The sequence below is a fragment of the Vibrio sp. 2CM40D genome, from assembly GCF_023161825.1.
Taxonomy (GTDB): Bacteria; Pseudomonadota; Gammaproteobacteria; order Enterobacterales; family Vibrionaceae; genus Vibrio; species Vibrio alginolyticus.
In genome coordinates, this window is record NZ_JALNTL010000006.1 from 72313 (window position 1) to 93874 (window position 21562).

Annotated in this window: 17 protein-coding genes; 12 read left to right on the forward strand and 5 right to left on the reverse strand. The window is 45.4% G+C overall.

Annotation, left to right across the window (positions count from 1 at the left end; all coding sequences use genetic code 11):
• The first annotated feature begins 14 nt into the window (after positions 1 to 14).
• On the forward strand, positions 15 to 944 hold the full coding sequence (locus tag MTF70_RS15170; RefSeq protein WP_053349953.1) for an SRPBCC family protein: 930 nt from the start codon (positions 15 to 17) through the stop codon (positions 942 to 944).
• A 146-nt stretch (positions 945 to 1090) separates the two neighbouring features.
• Here the strand turns inward: MTF70_RS15170 and MTF70_RS15175 are convergent, their stop codons facing one another.
• From MTF70_RS15175 to MTF70_RS15195, 5 genes are all read right to left on the reverse strand, one after another.
• Positions 1091 to 1546, reverse strand: a complete 456-nt coding sequence (locus tag MTF70_RS15175; protein WP_025767689.1) for a hypothetical protein — start codon at positions 1544 to 1546, stop codon at positions 1091 to 1093.
• Between the two features lie 12 nt (positions 1547 to 1558).
• The gene (locus MTF70_RS15180; protein WP_205460977.1) at positions 1559 to 3337 is read right to left on the reverse strand and encodes a S8 family peptidase; all 1779 of its coding nucleotides are present in this window, start codon (positions 3335 to 3337) and stop codon (positions 1559 to 1561) included.
• Positions 3338 to 3585: 248 nt separating this feature from the next.
• Positions 3586 to 3927: a hypothetical protein gene (locus MTF70_RS15185; protein WP_025767691.1), complete on the reverse strand. Its 342-nt coding sequence runs from the start codon at positions 3925 to 3927 to the stop codon at positions 3586 to 3588.
• 10 nt (positions 3928 to 3937) lie between these two features.
• Positions 3938 to 5851, reverse strand: coding sequence for a tetratricopeptide repeat-containing diguanylate cyclase (locus tag MTF70_RS15190; RefSeq protein ID WP_205460978.1), 1914 nt, complete (start codon positions 5849 to 5851; stop codon positions 3938 to 3940).
• 612 nt (positions 5852 to 6463) lie between these two features.
• Positions 6464 to 7720 (reverse strand): aromatic amino acid transport family protein, encoded by a 1257-nt coding sequence (locus tag MTF70_RS15195; RefSeq protein ID WP_017820237.1) that lies wholly within the window; start codon positions 7718 to 7720, stop codon positions 6464 to 6466.
• A gap of 379 nt (positions 7721 to 8099) precedes the next feature.
• Here MTF70_RS15195 and MTF70_RS15200 point away from each other — a divergent pair, with 379 nt between their 5' ends.
• The 11 genes from MTF70_RS15200 (at position 8100) to nirD (ending at position 21550) form a co-directional block, all read left to right on the forward strand.
• Complete coding sequence (locus tag MTF70_RS15200; protein WP_005375870.1) at positions 8100 to 8534, forward strand: N-acetyltransferase; 435 nt, start codon at positions 8100 to 8102, stop codon at positions 8532 to 8534.
• 293 nt (positions 8535 to 8827) lie between these two features.
• Positions 8828 to 11491, forward strand: coding sequence for a nitrate reductase (locus tag MTF70_RS15205; protein ID WP_205460979.1), 2664 nt, complete (start codon positions 8828 to 8830; stop codon positions 11489 to 11491).
• Between the two features lie 20 nt (positions 11492 to 11511).
• Positions 11512 to 12417, forward strand: a complete 906-nt coding sequence (gene cobA, locus MTF70_RS15210) for a uroporphyrinogen-III C-methyltransferase (protein ID WP_205460980.1) — start codon at positions 11512 to 11514, stop codon at positions 12415 to 12417.
• Complete coding sequence (locus tag MTF70_RS15215) at positions 12414 to 13367, forward strand: glycosyl transferase family protein (protein WP_205460981.1); 954 nt, start codon at positions 12414 to 12416, stop codon at positions 13365 to 13367. Before cobA ends, MTF70_RS15215 begins: the two co-directional genes overlap by 4 nt.
• A 229-nt stretch (positions 13368 to 13596) precedes the next feature.
• On the forward strand, positions 13597 to 14514 hold the full coding sequence (locus tag MTF70_RS15220; RefSeq protein ID WP_205460982.1) for a dienelactone hydrolase family protein: 918 nt from the start codon (positions 13597 to 13599) through the stop codon (positions 14512 to 14514).
• 73 nt (positions 14515 to 14587) lie between these two features.
• Positions 14588 to 15169 carry an ANTAR domain-containing protein gene (locus MTF70_RS15225; RefSeq protein ID WP_045420632.1) on the forward strand — a complete coding sequence of 194 codons (582 nt, stop codon included), beginning with the start codon at positions 14588 to 14590 and terminating at the stop codon, positions 15167 to 15169.
• 264 nt (positions 15170 to 15433) lie between these two features.
• Positions 15434 to 16798, forward strand: coding sequence for a CmpA/NrtA family ABC transporter substrate-binding protein (locus MTF70_RS15230; protein ID WP_005387573.1), 1365 nt, complete (start codon positions 15434 to 15436; stop codon positions 16796 to 16798).
• A gap of 72 nt (positions 16799 to 16870) precedes the next feature.
• Positions 16871 to 17836, forward strand: a complete 966-nt coding sequence (locus MTF70_RS15235) for an ABC transporter permease (protein ID WP_053303689.1) — start codon at positions 16871 to 16873, stop codon at positions 17834 to 17836.
• An 11-nt stretch (positions 17837 to 17847) separates the two neighbouring features.
• A complete protein-coding gene (locus tag MTF70_RS15240; protein WP_005450080.1) occupies positions 17848 to 18684 on the forward strand; it encodes an ABC transporter ATP-binding protein in 837 nt (278 codons plus the stop codon).
• Positions 18685 to 18694: 10 nt separating this feature from the next.
• Complete coding sequence (nirB, locus tag MTF70_RS15245; protein ID WP_205460983.1) at positions 18695 to 21214, forward strand: nitrite reductase large subunit NirB; 2520 nt, start codon at positions 18695 to 18697, stop codon at positions 21212 to 21214.
• On the forward strand, positions 21215 to 21550 hold the full coding sequence (gene nirD, locus MTF70_RS15250) for a nitrite reductase small subunit NirD (RefSeq protein WP_205460984.1): 336 nt from the start codon (positions 21215 to 21217) through the stop codon (positions 21548 to 21550).
• The last annotated feature ends 12 nt before the right edge of the window (positions 21551 to 21562 follow it).

Consider the following 21562-nt stretch of genomic DNA (forward strand, 5'->3'; position numbering starts at 1 on the left):
CTCGAGGAACCGTTATGCTCTCTTATCAGGTCAGCCGAAGTATTGAAATTAATAAGAATCAAAGTGAAATTATTGGCTATCTCAAGAACTTCAATAACTGGCCCAGCTGGTCACCATGGATCATTCTTGAACCAAGCTGCGAGCTGACATTTAGTGATAATCAGGGCCACGTTGGAGCTGGTTATCAATGGAATGGTCAGCGTATTGGGACTGGCGCGATTGTACTGGAAAGTACTCAAGAGCATCGATTAGATATGGAGCTGCATTTCTTTCGCCCAATCAAGAGCCATGGAAAGGTGACTCTAATCGTGACGCCGTCACAAAATGGCTGTTTAGTCGAATGGCAAATGCAATCTCGCGTCCCTTGGTATCTGTTCTTTCTGAAAAGTATGTTTAAGTCGATGATAGAGATGGATTATCAACGTGGGTTACGCATGCTTAAAAGTAAGCTTGAAACCGGACGAGTGCATTCAGACTTAGCCGAAATTGGTAACCGAACGTTGCCTCAAATTCATTACATTGGGATCAAGGGTGTGGCTAGCTTGCAGGAATTAGGTTCGGTAATTGAGAAGCATGTTCAGCAACTAGAACAGTTAATTAGTGACGAAACCCTATCCGTGAATGGTGAATTGTTTTGTTATTACCAGTCGATGGATATGCAGAAAGGTACATTCGAGTTTATCACTTGCTTTCCTCTTCATAACTCAGTACCAGCGCCTCAAGGGGCGGTTACTGGTACCATTCCTGAGAGTGAAACATTTGTCGTTGAACACCGAGGTGAATATCAGTTTTTGGGAAATGCATGGGCTTTAGCGATGAACTTGGTTCGTCAGAGTGGTATGAAAGTCAAAACCAGTCCTTTAGGAATCGAACGCTATCTGAATAGCCCGAAGGAAACCACGGAAGAAGAGCTAAGAACGGAAATTATTTTGTTTAAGAAATGACAGGCGCAGGCGAGTAGGGTGTTTAGGTATCATACTGGTTATGCGAAATGTTATTAAAGAATAATAGCCTATCTGTTACTACCCATAAAAATGCCTCAGCAATCGCTGAGGCATGGTTTTACAGGCCAACTTCTCTTGTTAGAGAATTATTGTGCACGGTATTTACCGCTGTTTAGTTCAATTTTAGACGCTTTTACCCGGCTGTCTGCGTTTAGGTAGTCGCTAATACTTAGCAGATCTTGATCTTGAGATGCTTTTAACACCGCTGATTCCCCCTCTGCGAAGATAACTTCTAATTTTAACTCTTTGGCGACTGCTTTCGCTTCGTTAGGATTGTTTACGGTGATGTAAACCAGTCCAGTGGCTTTGGATACGTTACTAAACGCATTCTTAAACACCTCATCACCCGCTTGAAGTTTTACGTCTTCAGATAGGGTTCTAACAGTGCCAGTTTGCACTTTTCGATAGTCTTGGCCATTAATCTCAACCGCTTCTGATGGCACAAACAGTTCTGGTGCAGGTTGTTGAGAGAGCTGTTGCTCTGCGTATACACTCGACGTCATGATAACGAGAGCCAGCATAGAAAATGATTTGTATTTCATGTTATTGACTCCTTAGTGTCCAAATATGCGCATCGACCAGTTCTTAATAACACCGGGTTGAGCGTTGTTTGCCATCGGAACGTCATAGATGGTGGAAGAGTTGAAATATGCAATGTAAGAATAGGCTTCATCGCCGTTCGTATCTATTGCTCGCAACGTCCATTCGCCTTTTGCATCTTCGCCATAAAATTGGTTAGACAACATTAATTGATCTTTGTAGCCTGTAATCGTTGGATCAAGAGATTGACCAACAAGACCATTGCGCGGTGTTTGCAAAACGGAACGAGTCCCTGATGGCGAAATGAGCTCGATAGCTAAGTCGGGCAGACGAGCGTGGTCCAATGTCAATGTCACCTGAACGGATTCTACTGTCAGCTCATCGGCAATGGCGATACTTGAAGAACCACCAACTAGACTTGCATCGGGTACACTTACTTCTGTAGCGTTATGAACCCATGGCGTAATGCTTTGAGCTGGTAAAACACGATTCGTCATGCGAGCACGTTGCATCGCTTCATCTAAATCTACAGCGCCGAAGCCATAAAAAGTATGGAAATCTACGCCTGCTGCGTTTTTTTGCCAAGGGGCAATGGCCTCGTAGCTAACCTGTTCACCTTTATGGTTAGTAAATTCAAGCTGTACGCCTGGATGCGCTTTATCCGTTACTTTTGCTGTCTCCGCTAGTAAAGCACGTACATCACGAGCAGAAAGTGCGTGGTTGGTTGACATGATTGCCGCGATGGCACCCGATGTGTTTGGCGCAGCCGATGAGGTTCCGTTCATCGTACTGGTATAGTTACAGTTCGGATCGAGCTCCGTTCCGCCGTGTAACCCATTAATGCCAAGGCCTTCACTGGTATTTTGCCCTTCTTCACAACCCATTAAATCAGTGGTGACCATAGCAGGGAAATCTTGCCCATATTCACCTGCTGGTGCTGCAACCCACACGTTCGAACCCACCGATGAGTAACTCGCTCGCGTACCATCCGCTCGTAGTGCACTAGTGACTAAATTGAAGTAATTGGCGTTATCATAAGACTGAGCAGAGTTGTGCATCGGTAAGCCTTGATTGTCTCCACCAGCAAAGAAGTTACTTGGCAATACGAAGAATCGCCCTGCATTGAAATAGCGGTAACCATTACCTGCTGACTTTACAAATACAGCACCTCGACCCCAGGCGTTACTGTTGCTGACGTTTTTCATCACGTCCATTTCAAGTTTTAGCTGAGGGTCGCTTTCATCAAAAGTAATCGGGTTTATAGGGCTGAAACCGTAACTTTGGTTAAATACGCGAACATCGCGTGTTGCTGGGTCCATGCCATGGGAGATTAACCAGCCTTCTAATGTCTGGTTGGCTAACCAGTTAAAACCGATGAGGGAAGAGTGAGAAGCGACACCGCGTCCGCCTTCACCGTTGTTGCCGACGGCGCTAATCAAACCGGCTACAGCAGTGCCATGACCATTAGTATCAACCGGATAACTTGGTGGGAATGAAGAGTCTTCGACGAAGTTTCTGCTACCTGTAACTATATTACCTGCAAGGTCGGGGTGATCGATCTGCACTCCAGAATCAATAACGGCAACTTTCACACCAACACCTGCAATCCCCATTGCCTGAGTGAGCTTAGTGTTTAAGTCGTTCCCAGCAACAGCAGGATTAGCCGCAAACGCAGTTTGCCCCGTGTTGTCTAAGTGCCATTGTTCAGAATAGAGTGGATCAAACGCCGAGACGGCAGGTGCAATGCCTACTGCCAACATAGCAGCAAATAGGCGATTAATGCGTATTTCCATTTTTGACCTCATGTCTTTGTTTGGAATTTTTTAGTTCCTGTTTCATATTCCGCTAACAGGAACAAACAAAGCTAACGACAAAGAATAAGGACGAAAACCATTTACAACTTGTTTACATTAAAAGTTCGATGGACAACATAAGTCTTTGTTAATTTACTGAAACCATGAGGTTTTTATATGTCGCATCGAGCATGCATGAAAAGTGAAAAGCAGAAAATACGAGTGTACCGTCTGCTTCAAGAGGGGAGTTATTTAGTTGAAGCGGGTTGAATAGTTGCTATTGGTTTCTTAGGTTCGGCTTTTTCTTTAGGCAGCACGTTATCAATCCACTTTTTAATGTACAACTTATCGAATTCTTTATCACACCACTTTTTGTTTAATCCACGTCGATTGAACTCAGCACCAATCGCCACTTTGGTTTGGTTGGTTGCACGGTTGTAGTAGAGAGTTTCACATAGTTGAGTGTTACTCATTTGCTGGGCATATACATTGACACTGCTGCTGCGCATTCCCAGTTGAGATGCTTGCTGATTACTGCACGCCATAAGAAATAGAGGCGCAAAAGTAATAATGATTAGATTTTTTTTCATGTGTGCTTTTTTATGATGTAGGGTGAATGATGAACTGGTTTCTGCCAGCTTGCTTCGCATCATACAAAGCTTGGTCTGCCAAGAAAAACCACTGATCCCATTCTTGTTTAATTATTTGTGCCGACAGTTTGTCCACTGCTCCAAGGGAAATTGTCGCGCTTAATGGTTTAGAGTCAACCACCAATGGCGTGTTTTCAACAGTATATCTCAATCGCTCCAAAAACTTAGCGCAATCTTCAACTCGCTGTACTTCGAATAATAGGACAAACTCTTCTCCACCCCAACGAATGAGTAGGTCACCAGAGCGAGTGGATTCATTAAATAGCGTGGCAATATGAGTCAGCATTTTATCGCCAATATCGTGTCCATATTGATCATTAAAGGTTTTAAAATGATCAACATCTAAAACTGCTAAGGCAAATGTTCTATCTGGGCTTCTACGAGCCATTTTGTCCAACCAAATGTGAAGATAGCGACGGTTATGCAGTTGAGTTAATGGATCGGTAGTATTTTCTTGAGTAAGTGCTTTATTAATACGTCTAACGCGCAGTACGTAACGAAAACCAACGACACCAATTGCCGTAATAGCGATAAAGTAGAACATTTCTCGATAGCGCTGCGAACGCAGTTCAGACGCTTGTAGCGCATTTTTTGTTTCTAGCAATTTGAGTTCTTTCTGGGCTAACTTAGCTTCGAGATCAAACTTAATGTTAATCATCTCTTCACCATGAATATGATGAGAAAACTCAGCCTCTAGCTCTCTTAATTGGGTTAAATAATGAAAAGCAGCTTCATAGTCATTAAGAATTTGATGAGCGTTTACCAGTACCGAAAGCATATCAATACGTTGCCGCAGCTCTAATTCACTGGTTGACTTGGTTTGTTCTAGAACGTTAAGCGCTGTTGTAATAGCTTTATCGTATTGTTTGTTTGCGAGGTAAGCCTCTGCAAATGCCTCGTAACAAGACGTTTTTAGCATTTCTAGATTTTTTGGAGTGGGCAGGTCTACGCAACGCTGTGCGACCATTAATGCATCATCAATTTTTCCTACCGAGCTCAACATTTGTGAAAAGCTGGATAAAGAGTGGTGCTTGACTGTGTCCGACCCCGTTTGCATTGAAAGTCGAATGGCTTCATTGAAATAATATTCCGCTTTTTTGTTATCTCCGAGGCTCGAGTGAACGATGCTAAGGTTTGCGTAGATAACCCCCATAAAAAAGCTATTATCGTATTGATATTCGCTCTCTAGGTAAGTGTCGAGAGCTTGCGTTAGGTAACTTTTGGCCCGAGCCCAATCTGATGCGTCGATGTAGACCGTCCCAATGTTGTTCAGTGTCATCGCGACTTGTATTTCAAATACTGTTTTTTCTAATAACTCATAGGCATTGCGATAATATTTTAGGCCACTGCGTAGTTGATTTCGAGATACTTCTAGATTGCCTAACCAGCGGTAAGCACGGCCTTCTAATGCTAGATAACCAAGATCACGGGCTGTAGAAACAACGTCATGGAGTAACAATTCTGCGTTCCAGTTATCGTCTTGTTCAATCATTGTTACTGCCTTATTGAGCTGTGCTTCAGCGACGACCCATTCCAAATGGTGCTTTTTACCGAATTCGATTAAATCGGGCATATCTTTCGGTAATGGAACGCCTTCGTAACGCTTAAGGTACTTTCGTGCAAAGTAATACAGAGCAAGAGACTCCGCTGATGCATGCTGTGGCGTATTTAACTCATCTTTTTGAATTGATCGCGGCTTACCCATCGAGCGAAAGTAGAGTTTTAACATGGGCTTGCTTTCTGCTGAAATGTGTTCTTCCAGATAAGCTTGCTTTTCGGTACTCGCCAGTACGTTGGTGGGATGCAAGAAAAGTCCAAGTGCAGTACAAAGTGCGCAAGCCAGTTTTTTAATTGAGAAGTGCATGAGCGTATTAATAAAATGTGATCTCTTAACCGAATACCAGTTAAGTCTACCATTTCTTGTTGGTTAAGTGCGGATGGATTCCCAGTGGCAAAGTGTTTTGGGAGTGAGAGACGAGCAGGATCTCTATAATATTATGATTTATAAAAACAAAATCTATTGAAAACTTATGTAATGATTGGAAGATGGCATAGGTAGGGTAACGATGGAAGGTAAGTGAGCATATTCGGTGGACTCAATCTAATGATTTAAGCCGCGGATTCATCGCTCGAAATCAGGGTGAAGTGTAAAAAATTACGTTTCTGTCATAAATATTTAATGTTTGTATGGGTTGTTAAAAAACTGGATATTAGACATAGTGTTATTAAGCCAATAAAAAATGGCTATTTATAATAAATAGGAGATTAACTATGCATAATGAAATGATTCAACCTTCGCACTTCGGCATTATCGGCCGTACCTGCATCGCTTCAGTACTTATGATTGCGGGTGTTTTCGCTCTTATTTAAGAGCCAAGGGTAACGATGATTACCTTTTAAAGAGTAAGAAAATTCAGGGAATCACCTTAACCTTGTGTAAGGTATTCCCCTGAAAATCCAAGCTAGTCTTTAGTTATTAGCTGAAGAAGCTAAAAATCAATGCACTTACCGCCACAATGCCTGCTGCTAGAACAAAGTAAGTAGAGACATTTCCTCGATATTGTTTCATCGCCTCGATTTTATACACCGCTAACATTGGCATAATAAATAAGATCATTGCAATAACAGGCCCTGACAATGCTTCCATCATACCAAGAATACTTGGGTTCATGATCGCCGCCGCCCAGATTGAGAAGAACAGTGCTGCCACGCTGATACGATCAACACGCTTCTCAGATAGGTTAAAATGCTTGTTAATTAAACCATTTAAGCTTTCACGCGCACCTAAAAAATGCCCAAGGAAAGATGAAGTGATAGCAACAAACGCTACTAAAGGACCAAGTGTTGCAATAAATGGATTATCGGTTGCGTTCGCTAAGTAAGACAATACGGATACGTTTTGTTCTTTTGCTTGAGCCAATTGTTCAGGTGACAGTGTTAGCACACAGGAAAATACAAAAATAAGAACAAAGGCAATCAGCATGATGCTAGTGCGACGAAGAATAACTTCGGATTTGGCATCTGCCTGCTTACCGTAATGGCGACGTTGTACATTTGCAAAGCTTGAAATTGCAGCTGCGTGACTAAACGAGAAAATCACTACAGGAACTGCTAACCACATAGTGCTAGCAAAAGCTGACGCTTCTGGCACATCCATGACAGGCATGGTCCAGTTCGGTATTAAGTAAAATGATAGAAAGGCAAGAATGGCAACAAGTGGGAACACCATAATGGCAAAGGCCCGTAGCATTACTTTTTCACCCGCCATCATAATAGCAATTAGTGCAAACACTAGTACGCCAGAAAGCAAAGGTCTAGGTAAAGAAGCCATATCAGCCTGATTTACCATGAAGCTATCTACTGTGTTTGTTATTCCAACCCCATATATCAACAGGATCGGGAAGATCGAAAGAAAATACAGCAGTGAAATAGAACGGCCTGCTTTTGCGCCGAAGTGCTCTTCCACTACATCAGTGAAGTCTGCGTTTTTGATCTTAGAAGATAGTACAAAACGAGCTAAGCCACGGTGCGCAAGATAGGTCATTGGAAAAGCAAGTACTGCCATCGCGACTAAAGGCCAAAAACCACCAATCCCAAGGTTAATTGGCAGAAACAGGATGCCTGCGCCAACGGCCGTTCCAAATAGGCTAAGAACCCAATGTGTATCATGTTTTGACCAAGCTGTGGTTGTGTTTATTTCACTAGGATTTAAGGCATTTCGAGATTCTTTCACTTTAAAACTCGCTTTTATAAAAATAATAATGCTGAAAATGGTAAAGGTTTTAGTGTTTATTATCACATGCGAAGCTTGGTGAATAATGCTGTGGATTTGGTGTGGTTGTAAATTATCCAACTATGAATTTTTCAATAAACCAGAATAAAGTTCTTAAATTTAATTTGTTTAATGGTTGTATGTGTTGAAATTTTCATCTTGTGTGGTTTTTGATTTTGTGGTTAAAACTTAATCACAGATGTATGTTCTAAGTGAGTTAGGCCTAATTTTCAGGAAGAATATTACATTTCTTAAGCACTTAATTGAGATGTTTGTGTCCCGTCATTTAGATGAGATTTAGGTATACTGCTGCCATTCATGTTAAAGAAGGAGTCATTGAATGGACATCTTGTCTGCGCAAAAAGAGGACTTATTTGCCATATATAAGCTCGAAAATACTTTATTTGGAGAACACGCCTATCCTCAATTTTTCTTTCGGCAAGCTTTTGATTGTTGGGGAGAGAGCTTACTGGTAGCAAAAGAGGGAGAGCAGGTCGCAGGGTATATATTGCTAACGACTAGCACAAATGCACATCAATATTGGATCATGTCATTGGCCGTCGATATTCAACATAGAGGTAAAGGTATTGCGCGTTCCCTCCTTGAAAACGTTATTGCGCCGTTGACGTTAGGCTCAAGCGTGAAATTGACTGTCGATCCTAAGAACCAACCTGCATTGTCTTTATACCTCTCCCTTGGCTTTAAAACGTTAGAAGAAGAAGCGCATTATTTTGGTGACGAAGAATCCAGGTTAGTCATGGAATTAGTAAAGTAATACTGCACGATAATGACCGAAATTTGCACACAATCAGTGCGTAGCATTACGTTGCTATAATTGGTTTTAAGCTAACTCGTTGTATAGTAAAGGTTTTTAATTTTGGCACCTCACTTGCTTTACATAAACGTTCATCGATAACTCGATGCGCCGCTCTCAATAGCAGGCGAGAGCGGTATAGGGTATTACTTTTTGAAAATGTACTAACAGCGTTAAAGGCATTGCTGCCTCTCTCGATTCGGGAGAGGTTTTTTTTTTGCTAGTAAGTTGGGCTGAATCGCACTGGAGGTGTTATGTCGCAAGGATGCAAAAAAACCACTTGTCCCTATTGTGGTGTTGGATGTGGTGTCGAGGTCAATGCGAAAGGAATCGTTGGGGATGCGTGTCATCCTGCAAATGCGGGATCACTGTGCGTAAAGGGCGTCGCGCTGGCAGAGAGCTTGAATATGCCTTCGCGCTTGCTGTATCCAAAGCTTGTCACCAAGCAACGACCTCAAGGGCAAGAAGTGCAATGGCAACAAGCCACGGATCTGATTGCAGAAAAGATTCATCAAGCGAAAGCGGAGTTTGGACCTGATTCCGTCGCTATGTATGTGTCAGGCCAGTTGTTGACGGAAGACTATTACGTCGCCAACAAACTCATGAAAGGCTATGTTGGCAGCGCAAACATCGATACGAACTCGCGTTTGTGTATGTCTTCGGCGGTTGCGGCTCATGTACGAGCATTTGGTGAAGATGTCGTTCCCGTCAATTACGATGATATTGATAAGACTGAGCTATTGATAATTTGCGGTGCGAATACCGCTTGGACACACCCTGTTTTATTTCGACGTATTCAACAAGCGAGAGAGAACAATCCTAATCTCAAACTGGTGGTTATTGACCCGCGTGAAACGGTCACCGCGCAGCAAGCGGATTTGCATCTACCGATTAAAAATGATGGGGATGTATCACTTTTTAATGGGCTGCTTAAGTTTCTTGTTGAGCAGCAATGCGTTGATTCTGAATACATAAATTCCTATACCGACGGGTTTGATGCGCTTGCAGAAGAAGTTTCTGATTTGCGTTACGATGTCACTAATTTATCGTCTTCCATTGGTATTTCGGAAGAAAAACTCACGACATTCTTCCATTGGTTTGCGCAAAGCCCAACCGCAATCACTCTGTTTTGCCAAGGAGTTAACCAAGCCGAAAATGGTGTCGATAAAGGCAATGCCATTATTAATGCACATTTGGCGTCAGGCAAAATTGCCAAGTCAGGTTGCGGGCCGTTTTCTATTACAGGTCAGCCGAATGCGATGGGCGGACGAGAAGTCGGTGGATTGGCAAATCAATTAGCGGTTCATCGCGCTTTTGACGCAGAGTCTATCAAGCAAGTGCAGGCGTTTTGGGATTCGCCAGAAATTGCCACTCAGCCCGGTTTAAAAGCCGTTGAGCTGTTTGAGGCGGTAGAACGTGGTGAGATTAAAGTTCTGTGGATCATGGCAACCAATCCCGTTGTCTCTTTGCCAGATAACCAATTGATAAAACGTGCACTAGAGATCTGTCCGTTTGTGATTGTTTCCGATATCACAGCGGATTCGGATGTAGCGCATTACGCGGATCTGTTGCTGCCCGCCGCTGGTTGGGGTGAGAAGCAAGGCATGGTCACCAACTCTGAGCGTCGACTTTCAAGGCAGCGCCAGTTTCAAATGCCTCCGGGTGAAGCAAAATCAGATTGGTGGGCGATAAGCCAAGTCGGACAAGCTCTGTGTGCATTGGAAAAGACACAAAATGGCTTTGCGTTTACTTCTGAGCGGGCGGTATTCAGGGAATATGCGGCGATGACAGGTATGAATGCAGATTCGCCATTGAAGCTAGATCTTTCTCAATACGCCAACTTAACCGAGCAAGAATACGAAGAGTGGGTGCCGACACAATGGGGAGGAGAGCGTCCTTTTGCTGATGGCATCTATTCGCACCCAGATGGTAAAGCGAGTTTTGTCGTAACCAGTGAATCTCCAACGCGTTTAGAAAGAACAAAAGGCTGGTGGCTCAATACGGGCAGGCAACGTGACCAATGGCATACTATGACGCGCACAGGGCATATCGCACACCTTGCCGCCTCAGAGTTAGAACCAACCGTGTACATGAACACACTCTCTGCTACTCAAAATCGCTTAAAAGCAGGACAACTCACCAAGCTGTTTCAGCCTGCTTCAAACACCGGTATTTATGCCAAAGTTGCCATTGATGAAGGTTTGGGTTTTCAGGAGTTGTTTATGTCAATGCACTGGGCGGGTCGATATGGCGGTGAAAGCAGTGTTAATGTGATAGTAAACAGCGCAAAAGACCCTATTTCTGGGCAACCTGCATTTAAGTCGTCTTATGTTGAAGTGCAAGACGCCGCGGTCAAAACCTACGGTATGTTCATCGGTACACAGTTTGATTCCGGTAAATTTCTCTACAGCGCATTTCAAGCAGAAAGCAATTTGGGTATTTGGCGCTTTGCACACGATAAGCGACCAAAGAAGCAGAGTTTTTGTCGAACGGAAAAGAGCCGCAGAATTACGATAGATATTGCCCAAGGTTGGCTCGCGGTGGATTACGACCTTGTTGGAGACGTTCGTATCATTCGCTCTGTTTTGGTGGTGTCTAGTGAACCGATTCAAACTGACTACACCAACTTTACCGGCTTGATTGGCAAACCGATGGCGCTATCGCAACTGCTTACCATCACTCAATCGCAAAGCAGCGTCAAACTGGTTTGTAGTTGTTTCCGTGTCACCGATAAACAAATACATGACGCGATGGAGAAACAAGACTGCACGTCACTGACTCAACTTCAAAACAAACTCAAATGCGGCACTAACTGTGGCTCGTGCGTCTCTCAAATCAAACAAATGGTCGACAGCCATCAGCATCAAAAGGGCAAACAGCAAGCGAGCCAGCAAAGTCTGGCGATTCAAATAAAGTAAGTCATAAAGAGGATAAGCACATGGAAGCGCCTTATCAAAAGTCTTGGTTTAAGAAAGGACAAGCGAGTCAGAAACAAGAACGCTCGTCTCGCTTTTCTAAGCATGATCAAGCAAGCAAACTGAACCAACTTTTAGAAGACCATTCAGTAGACCTGGACGCGAACCACAAAGGTTTTGTCTCGATTGTTGGAGCAGGGCCGCACGATCCTGACTTGTTAACGGTAAAGGCTGTGAAAGCGATTATGTCGGCAGAGGTACTGTTGTACGACCGTTTGGTTAACAAAGATATTTTGGAGTTGGCTTCGCCACAAGCCGATTGGATTTACGTGGGCAAAAGATGCGGACAACCTAGTATTGGTCAGGAAGAAATTTGTGACTTGATGGTATCGCTCGCTCAACAAGGAAAGCGAGTTGTACGCTTAAAAGGGGGAGATCCTTTTGTATTTGGCCGTGGAGGTGAAGAGGCGTTAGCACTCGTCAAACACTCAATCGCGTACGAAGTCATTCCCGGCATTACCGCTGCGATTGGATGTTCAGCAAACAGCTTGATTCCGCTGACTCATCGTGGCGTTGCTCGTAGCGTTACCTTTGTGACGGGGCAAGTGGTAACAGGCGCATTTGAAGCGTGGAGCCAACTGATGCAAAGCGGACAAACGTTAGTCTTCTATATGGGGTTAGAAAAATCATCGCAAATACAAACGGGTTTAATCAACTCCGGTTTGAGAGAAGATTTCCCTGTCGCGATCATCACTCATGGTTGCAGCCCTCAACAACAAGTGCACGTTACACAACTCAATCAGCTCAATGATTTATCGATTACACTTAAAGGCGTGAGCCCAGCATTGATTGTGATGGGAGAAGTTGTCAAACTGCGCGAACAACTAACAGAAACCGTACAGTCAGTGACGGAATACGAGGGAATATGAGCAGCATTTTGGAATGTATCAGAACAGTCGGTCGTGGCGAACGTGGTAGAAAACCACTGAACTTTGACCAAGCGTTTCGAGTTATGGATGAATACCTAAACGGTGAGTGCGACGACGATCAGATGGCGATGTTATTGATGCTGATCCGTGTACAGAACGAAACTCAACAAGAAATCGCTGGCTTTGTGAAAGCATTCCAATCCCGCATGCCTGCTATTGGTGCAGACATTGATTGGCCATGTTATGCAGGCAAACGTGAAGCGGCAGGTCAGCCTTGGCACCTGTTGGCAGCGAAAATCCTCGCCGATAATGGTCATAAAGTGCTGATGCACGGCTATCACGACCGTCAATCTGGTCGTTTACACGCAGAAGATTACCTCGACAAGTTTGCTATCAAGAAAGCGGAATCAGCCGAAGACGCAAAACGTGTCTTAGACACACAAAACATCGTGTATCTGCCGCTGAGTTCGTTTGCACCCCAAGCAGAAACCATGATCGGTTGGAAGAACCGTTATGGGCTTAGAACGCCGATTAATACCGTGGTTCGAGCACTGAATCCGGGGCAGGCGACGGTTGGTATTCGTGGTAGCTTCCATCCGGGGTTCCAACAACTTCATGCTGAAGTTGAATACGAGATTGGTCAAACCGCTCACGCTGTTGTGTCATTCAAAGGACAATCGGGTGAGTCAGAATACAACCCGAAAGTAAGCCAAACCGTATGGTTAAGCCAAACAAGCGGCGTGACATCGCATTACTGGACGGAACAAATGCTGTCTGAGGTGCCAATGCCTGCAAACTGCCCGTTTGGAACGTCAGAAGACGACATGAACCAAATGGCAAATACGGTTCTTGCCACAATGACAGTGGTCTTGTTTGCACAAATGCACGACAGGGAAAAAGCATTCGAACGCGCCTTCTCTTACTGGCAAGCCTATTGCGGCCTGCAATAACGCACTATTGTCAATTAATGTAAAACCAACGACGCAAAGTTGTTGAATCTGAATCCATTATCTATTGTTTGAAGAAGGTAAAAGATCCTAGCTCGCCAATGATGTGTTTCACCACCTTGCTCCGTATCAGAGTGGTGAAACCGCAGTTTTAGCCTCAATCGCGTTCGTTTTTAGCTTCGCGTTTGAGAATGAGAAAATCCCATATGGTAAGACACAGAGGACATGGATAATGGTTCTAAAGCATACCACTCCTAGTGAAAAGGCTTCTCATCCGATCCCGCAAGAAGCCTTCGATTGGTACGACGAATACGCCCACGGAAAAATCACGCGCCGTGAGTTTCTTAACAGGCTGGGTGGCCTTGCGGTGCTTGGCTTTAGCATGACAGCACTGGTCGATGCGCTAACCCCGAATTACGCACTCGCAGAACAAGTTTCATTTAACGATCCTGACATCAAAGCAACTTACGAAACCTTTGCTTCGCCAAATGGACATGGAGAAGGTCGCGGCTATTTGGTTGTGCCACAAAAGAAGACCTTAAAATCGCCGACAGTGTTGGTGATTCATGAAAATCGAGGTCTAAACCCATACATCAAAGATGTCGCAAGACGACTTGCAAAAGACGGCTTTATTGCTTTCGCTCCAGACGCACTTTATCCACTCGGCGGCTATCCGGGGAACGACGATGAAGGTCGCGCCATGCAGAAAGAGATGGACAGAGCCAAGATCGAACAAGACTTTATTGCAGCCGCTAACTTCCTCAAACAATACGAGGGCGGCAACGGTAAATTGGGCGCGGTTGGATTCTGCTTCGGTGGATACATTGTCAATATGCTTGCAGCGGTAATGCCTGAAGAGCTCGATGCAGGTGTGCCTTTTTATGGAACGCCAGCGGCGCAAGAGATCCAAAAGCAAGTCAAAGGGCCGTTGATGATTCACTTTGCAGGGCTCGATAAGCGTGTTAACGACACATGGCCTGCTTATGAGCAGCAATTGATCGCAACCGACGCACAGTATCAAGCGTTAATGTATGAGAACGTCAACCACGGCTTCCATAACGACTCAACAGCACGCTACGCACCGGAAGAAGCAGCACTCGCTTGGGAGCGCACACTCGGCTTCTTCAAAGAACATCTTGCCTCTAGTTAAAACGCTTCAGCTTTAGTTGGCACATTCCTTGTTATGTCTCTCTTAGTGAGTGAGATATAAACAAGGAATGTGCATGACTCAATCAACGTCAAAAACACCCATCATAGTGTGCTGTGATAGCCTACAAGAGCAGGCTCGATTGTCCGGCTTATTGAGCAAAGATTACGACAACATCATCGGTTGCCAATTGGCACAACTAGAAACGTTAATGCAACGAGAACCGTCGGCAAGCGTTGTGGTTGGATGGCAGCAACCAACCGCGGAACTGCGTTTGATCGTCGATTTCTGCCGCAGAAAATCGGCACCACTTCTTATCGTCTTAAAGCAGTTATCATCTAATGATATCAATCGGTTATCAGAAAAAATGGACTATGTGCTCATGCCGCACGATAGTGAGTTTGCGCTTCAGCCTTGGATTGAACATGCGACACTAGTGAGAGCGAAATTCGAAAGTATGCAATCTGAAATTGAATCGCTGACCCATAAGATCGAAGAGCGCAAGCTGGTGGAAAAAGCCAAAGGTCTGCTTATGAAGATGCACAGCGTTGATGAAGATCAGGCTTATAAAGCGCTTAGAAAATCTGCCATGCAATCGAGCCAAACGCTCGCACAGGTTGCCAAGAATTTGATAACTACTTTGGAAGTGTTGGATTAGTTGTTCTACCACTTTGGGGTTAGGGTGCGTTTTCTAACGTGGTGCGTGTTGCACTATCAGCAAGCAATAACAGGGAATAACAAACGACAAGATATACTAATCTATTGTATTTACTGTAAAAAATAAGTTGGCACAGTAATTGGATTAGAAGAATTGGGTTTATTGTTGAATCGCTTATCTCAATTATCAACGGCGGTAATTGTAGACTTAGCAACGGCGCTACTGCTCTTCGGAGTAGTGGCGCTTTTTTATGGGAGCAAACCAATGAAATGGAGTTCGATGCTGAAAGTGTCAGCAATTTCGTTATCGGTATTCACCACGGTCAGCGTAAAGGCAGAGTTGGGTGAGCCAGAAATTGAAGACCTGAAGTTTGGTTTTATTAAGTTAACCGATATGGCACCGCTGGCGGTTGCTTATGAGAAAGGCTTTTTTGAAGACGAAGGCTTGTACGTCACTTTAGAAGCGCAAGCAAACTGGAAGGTGCTATTAGACCGAGTCATCGATGGTGAACTTGCTGGCGCGCACATGCTTGCTGGTCAGCCATTGGGCGCGACGATTGGTGTCGGCACAAAAGCAGAAGTGATTACCGCGTTCAGTATGGATTTGAACGGCAACGCAATCACGGTTTCCAATGATACTTGGGAGCAGATGAAGCAATACATTCCAAAGCAACCAGATGGCAAGCCAGTTCACCCAATCAAAGCGGATGCACTGAAGCCTGTGGTCGACAGCTATCTGGATAAAGGCAAACCGTTCAACATGGGGATGGTGTTCCCTGTATCGACGCACAACTATGAGTTGCGATACTGGCTAGCGGCAGGTGGGATTCACCCAGGTTTTTATGCACCAGAATCCGGTGACAACAGTGGTCAGTTGGATGCTGACGTTCTTTTGAGTGTTACACCGCCACCACAAATGCCAGCAACAATGGAAGCGGGCACGATCAAAGGGTACTGCGTAGGCGAACCATGGAACCAACAAGCCGTATTTAAAGGCATCGGTACGCCAGTCGTGACCGATTACGAGATCTGGAAGAACAACCCAGAGAAAGTGTTTGGTGTTTCTAAAGCTTGGGCTGAGAAGTATCCAAACACGCACATTCGCGTAGTGAAAGCCTTGATTCGAGCTGCACATTGGTTGGATGAAAACGACAATGCCAACCGCCAAGAAGCAGTGAAGATGCTATCAAAAAGCGAATACGTTGGAGCGGATGCCGAAGTTATCGCCAACTCAATGACGGGCACATTTGAATACGAGAAAGGCGACAAACGAGACGTGCCAGACTTCAACGTGTTCTTCCGTCATAACGCCACTTATCCGTATTACAGCGATGCGATTTGGTATCTGACTCAAATGCGCCGTTGGGGACAAATCTCAAGCGAGAAATCCGATGATTGGTACATGGATGTGGCGAAAGAGGTGTACCGTCCAGATATCTACCAACAAGCAGCTCAAGCGCTAATTGAAGATGGAGTGTTGAGCAAAAAAGACTTCCCAGATTTCAGTGCTGAAGATGGTTTCCGTGCGCCACAAACACACTTTATCGACAACATCGTTTATGACGGTCGCGAGCCAAATAAATATCTAGAGAAGTTCTCTATCGGGCTTAAAGGAAAAGACAAGGTTTAACCATAACGATAAACGCCACAGGCGAGGGAATTCGCTTGTGGCAACAAGGATGTAAATTTCTTAGGAGTGAGTATGTCTAGTAATGTCATTTCCCTGTTTCCTGCTAAGCAGGTAGTGAACCGAAGTCGGCTGGTGCTTTTGCCCGTCATTGGCTTGCTGATCTTTTTGGCAATGTGGCACTTAGCGGCGAGAGAAGTGCAAACTTCATTAGGTACGCTACCGGGACCTGTGCAAACTTTTCAGCAGTTCAGCAACCTTGTCGATGACCATTGGCAAGAGCGAGAAAAGGAACAAGCGTTTATCGAGCGTCAGGAAAAGCGCAATGCTGCGAAGTTAGCGAAGAATCCAGACGCGGAAGTGAAGATTCGTCCTTACACAGGTAAACCGACGTTCTTCGACCAAATCGTGACTAGCTTAGTGACTGTGACCGCGGGCTTTCTGCTGGCGACGATTATCGCGATTCCGCTTGGCATCGTGCTTGGTCTTAATCAAGGGCTGTATCAAGCGTTCAACCCAATCATTCAACTGCTCAAGCCCGTATCACCTTTAGCTTGGCTACCCATCGTTACCATGGTTGTAAGTGCCACTTATGTGAGTGATGACCCGATGTTTGCTAAGTCGTTCATTAACTCTCTGATCACAGTAGCGCTATGTAGCTTATGGCCGACGCTGATTAATACCGCTGTGGGTGTAACGAGCGTTGATAAAGACTTAATCAACGTGAGCAAAGTGCTCCAACTTTCGTGGTGGCAGCACATTCGCACTATCGTTTTACCTTCTGCCATTCCAATGATCTTCACAGGTTTACGTCTCTCTTTAGGTATCGCTTGGATGGTGTTGATTGCGGCAGAAATGCTCGCTCAGAACCCGGGGTTAGGCAAGTTCGTTTGGGATGAATTCCAGAACGGCAGCTCGGCATCATTGGGGCGCATCATGGTGGCAGTCATCACCATTGGTTTTATCGGTTTGATGCTCGATAGAGGCATGCTGCAACTTCAAAAGTGGCTGTCTTGGAATAAACAACAAGCGTTGAGATAAGGGAAACGATCATGGAAAAAGCATTATTAGATCTAACGCGTTTAGGGATGCGATTCCCAACGCCAGATGGCGAGTTCATCGCGCTTAAGAACGTCGATTTACAAATCAATAAAGGTGAGTTTGTATCCCTAATTGGTCACTCTGGCTGCGGTAAATCAACGGTATTAAACTTAGTCGCAGGGCTACACATGCCAACAGACGGCGGCGTAATAGTCGATGGACGAGAGGTGGCAGGGCCGGGACCCGACCGCGCAGTGGTATTCCAAAACCATTCATTATTGCCTTGGTTAACCGTGTATCAAAACGTTGAGCTTGCAGTAAAACAAATTGCCGGCAAAAAGGGCAAAGCGTGGATTCAGGAACAAGTGAATCACTACTTGGAGTTGATTCAAATGCAGCATGCCGCGCACAAAAAGCCGGATGAAATCTCGGGCGGTATGAAGCAGCGAGTCGGCATCGCAAGAGCACTGGCACTTCAACCAAAGGTTTTGCTGATGGATGAACCATTTGGCGCGTTGGATGCGTTGACACGTGCACACCTACAGGATGCACTGATGAAGATCCAAGCCGAGCTAAACAACACTGTCATCATGATTACCCATGACGTGGATGAAGCGGTGCTGCTATCCGACAAAATCGTGATGATGACTAACGGACCGGCGGCAACCATTGGTGAAGTGTTAGAAGTGAATCTACCTCGCCCTCGTGAGCGTGTCGCACTGGCGGATGATGCGCAGTATCAGAAGTGTCGACAAGCGGTGCTGAAGTTCCTTTACGAGAAGCAATCCAAAGTCGAGATTCCTGCTTCGAAAGAAGACAAACCCAAAACTGCAGCGCAAACGGCATAAGGAGGCAGCGATGAACAGTCCTTTAACGATTCCAGTAAAGAACGAATTGAGCCACATCGTTGTGGTAGGCAACGGTATGGTCGGGCAACATCTCGTCGAGCAATTAGTGCAGAAAAACGCGCATTTGGAGCACCGAATTACTGTGATTGGTGCAGAGCGCTTTATCGCGTATGACCGTGTACAGTTGTCCTCTTTGTTTGCGGGTAAGTCTCATGATGATTTGATGCTGAGCAACCAAGAATGGTACGACATGCATGGCATCCAACTCGTACTTGGCAGCCAAGTAACAGGCATCGACAGAGAGCAAAAGCGCATTCTGCTTGATGGTGAAGATGTGCTGGGTTACGACGAACTTGTGCTCGCGACCGGTTCTTACCCGTTTGTGCCTCCAATTGAAGGTAAAGACCGAGACAACGTGTTTGTCTACCGCACGCTTGATGACCTTTCACAAATCAAAAAAGCATGTGAAGGCGCAAGAACGGGCGCAGTGATTGGCGGCGGCTTGTTGGGTTTAGAAGCGGCAAACGCACTTAAATTATTAGGGTTAGAAACTCACGTTATTGAATTTGCTCCCCGCCTGATGCCCGTGCAGTTAGACGATGGTGCTGGCTTAGTGCTAAAAGAGAAGATTGAAGCGCTAGGGCTAACCGTTCACACCTCAACGGGTACGGAACGAATCTGCGATGGTGAAACGGCTAAGCATCGTATGGTGTTTAAAGACAAAGATCCTCTCGAAGTGGATGTGATTGTCTTTTCCGCAGGCATTCGCCCTCAAGATGAGTTGGCAAGATTGGCCGAGCTAGAGGTCGGTGAGCGAGGCGGCATTGTGATAAATAACCAATGCCAAACCAGCGATGAGAACATATACGCGATTGGCGAATGTGCCCTTTGGGAGCAGAAGATCTTTGGTTTAGTCGCACCCGGTTACACCATGGCGAGAACCACTGCCGATGTCTTGACTGGGATGCCAAGCGAAGGTTTTAAAGGTGCAGACATGAGCACCAAACTCAAGCTGCTTGGGGTGGATGTGGCGTCTATCGGCGATGCACAAATGCAAACCGAAGGCGCTCAAGAAATGGTCTTGCAAGATGCGGTCGCAGGCATCTACAAAAAGCTGGTGGTTGATGCGAGTGGCACTCAATTGCTTGGTGCGATTCTCGTTGGTGACAACAGTGACTACGATGCGCTCTTACAGTGTTATTTGAACAAAACTGTCTTGCCAGACCACGCAGCGAACCTGCTGTTTGATACCGGAATGCTGGACGGAGAGATGCCAGACAGCGCTATCATCTGCTCTTGTCACAACGTCACAAAAGGCGACTTAGTTGCCGAGATTCAAGCCGGCACTACCAACCTGACAGACCTTAAAGCCAACACCAAAGCCGGTACTGGCTGTGGTGGCTGTAGCAATATGGTCAAGTCGGTATTGGATACTCAATTGGCAGCCATGGGGGTAGAGGTTAACAACCACCTTTGTGAGCACTTTGAGTTAAGTCGCCAAGAGATGTTCCATATTTGCCAAGTGGAACAAATCAAAGACTTCGACACCTTAATTGCACTGCATGGCAAAGGGCATGGGTGTGATATTTGTAAGCCGACAGCGGCATCTGTGTTTGCTTCTTTGTGGAATGAACACATCATGGAGCCACAGCATCAATCTCTGCAAGATTCTAATGATGCCTTTATGGCAAACCTGCAAAAAGATGGCTCTTACTCGATTGTGCCTCGTGTTCCGGGCGGCGAAATCACACCAGACAAACTTATCGTACTAGGTGAAGTCGCTCAGCAGTACGATCTGTACACCAAGATCACTGGCGGTCAGCGCGTGGATTTATTTGGTGCCCAGTTAGAACAGCTTCCTGAAATCTGGCAAACCTTGATTGATGCTGGTTTTGAAACAGGGCACGCCTACGGCAAATCGGTGCGCACTGTGAAATCTTGCGTCGGTTCTACGTGGTGTCGCTATGGTGTTGATGACTCGGTCGGATTAGCCATTGAGTTAGAGAACCGCTACAAAGGATTGCGAGCGCCCCATAAGCTTAAGTTTGCCGTATCGGGCTGTACTCGCGAGTGTGCAGAAGCGCAAAGTAAAGACATTGGGGTGATCGCCACTGAAAACGGCTGGAATTTATACGTTTGCGGGAATGGCGGTATGAGACCAAGACACGCAGATTTGTTTGCATCCGACTTATCCAAATCAGAGTTGATCACCATGATCGACCGAGTCTTGATGTTCTACGTCAGCACCGCTGATCGCTTGCAGCGCACGTCGGTGTGGATGGAGAACATGGAAGGGGGCCTAGACTACCTTAAACAAGTGATTTTAGATGACTCTCTCAACCTATGTGACTCTTTGGATGAACAAATGGCACGAGTCGTAGATACCTATCAGTGTGAGTGGAAGAGTACGTTGGATAATCCTCAAAAATTGCAACGCTTCCGTCCTTTCTTGAACAGCACGTCGGGCAGCAAAGTCTTGCCGTACCAACGTGTGCGCGGTCAGCGTATTCCCGTGAAACAGGAGGTGTAAATGGCAGCTTTAACCAAAGTGAAAGTGTGTCAGCTTGATGACTTAATGCCGTTTATCGGTGCCACTGTATTGATTGAAGGCGAGCATGTGGCGTTATTCTACATTCCTGATAACGGTGTTTACGCCGTTCAAGATTGGGACCCAATTGGTAAGGCTTATGTGATGAGTCGAGGGATTGTCGGTGATATCGATGGTGAGATGTGTGTTGCGTCACCACTGTACAAACAGCATTTCAGCTTAACGAGCGGGGAGTGCTTAGAAAACGAAGCGCACTGTCTAATAACGTGGCAAGTAACAGTCGACGATAATCAGGTTTGTTATTTAGTCGAAGAATGATCCTCGAAATTA

Bases quoted from the DNA above. Each gene is read 5' to 3' on its own strand.
- MTF70_RS15170 (WP_053349953.1), top strand. From the start codon at position 15: ATGCTCTCTTATCAGGTCAGCCGAAGTATTGAAATTAATAAGAATCAA.
- MTF70_RS15175 (WP_025767689.1), bottom strand. From the start codon at position 1,546: ATGAAATACAAATCATTTTCTATGCTGGCTCTCGTTATCATGACGTCG.
- MTF70_RS15180 (WP_205460977.1), bottom strand. From the start codon at position 3,337: ATGGAAATACGCATTAATCGCCTATTTGCTGCTATGTTGGCAGTAGGC.
- MTF70_RS15185 (WP_025767691.1), bottom strand. From the start codon at position 3,927: ATGAAAAAAAATCTAATCATTATTACTTTTGCGCCTCTATTTCTTATG.
- MTF70_RS15190 (WP_205460978.1), bottom strand. From the start codon at position 5,851: ATGCACTTCTCAATTAAAAAACTGGCTTGCGCACTTTGTACTGCACTT.
- MTF70_RS15200 (WP_005375870.1), top strand. From the start codon at position 8,100: ATGGACATCTTGTCTGCGCAAAAAGAGGACTTATTTGCCATATATAAG.
- MTF70_RS15205 (WP_205460979.1), top strand. From the start codon at position 8,828: ATGTCGCAAGGATGCAAAAAAACCACTTGTCCCTATTGTGGTGTTGGA.
- cobA (WP_205460980.1), top strand. From the start codon at position 11,512: ATGGAAGCGCCTTATCAAAAGTCTTGGTTTAAGAAAGGACAAGCGAGT.
- MTF70_RS15215 (WP_205460981.1), top strand. From the start codon at position 12,414: ATGAGCAGCATTTTGGAATGTATCAGAACAGTCGGTCGTGGCGAACGT.
- MTF70_RS15220 (WP_205460982.1), top strand. From the start codon at position 13,597: ATGGTTCTAAAGCATACCACTCCTAGTGAAAAGGCTTCTCATCCGATC.
- MTF70_RS15225 (WP_045420632.1), top strand. From the start codon at position 14,588: ATGACTCAATCAACGTCAAAAACACCCATCATAGTGTGCTGTGATAGC.
- MTF70_RS15230 (WP_005387573.1), top strand. From the start codon at position 15,434: ATGAAATGGAGTTCGATGCTGAAAGTGTCAGCAATTTCGTTATCGGTA.
- MTF70_RS15235 (WP_053303689.1), top strand. From the start codon at position 16,871: ATGTCTAGTAATGTCATTTCCCTGTTTCCTGCTAAGCAGGTAGTGAAC.
- MTF70_RS15240 (WP_005450080.1), top strand. From the start codon at position 17,848: ATGGAAAAAGCATTATTAGATCTAACGCGTTTAGGGATGCGATTCCCA.
- nirB (WP_205460983.1), top strand. From the start codon at position 18,695: ATGAACAGTCCTTTAACGATTCCAGTAAAGAACGAATTGAGCCACATC.
- nirD (WP_205460984.1), top strand. From the start codon at position 21,215: ATGGCAGCTTTAACCAAAGTGAAAGTGTGTCAGCTTGATGACTTAATG.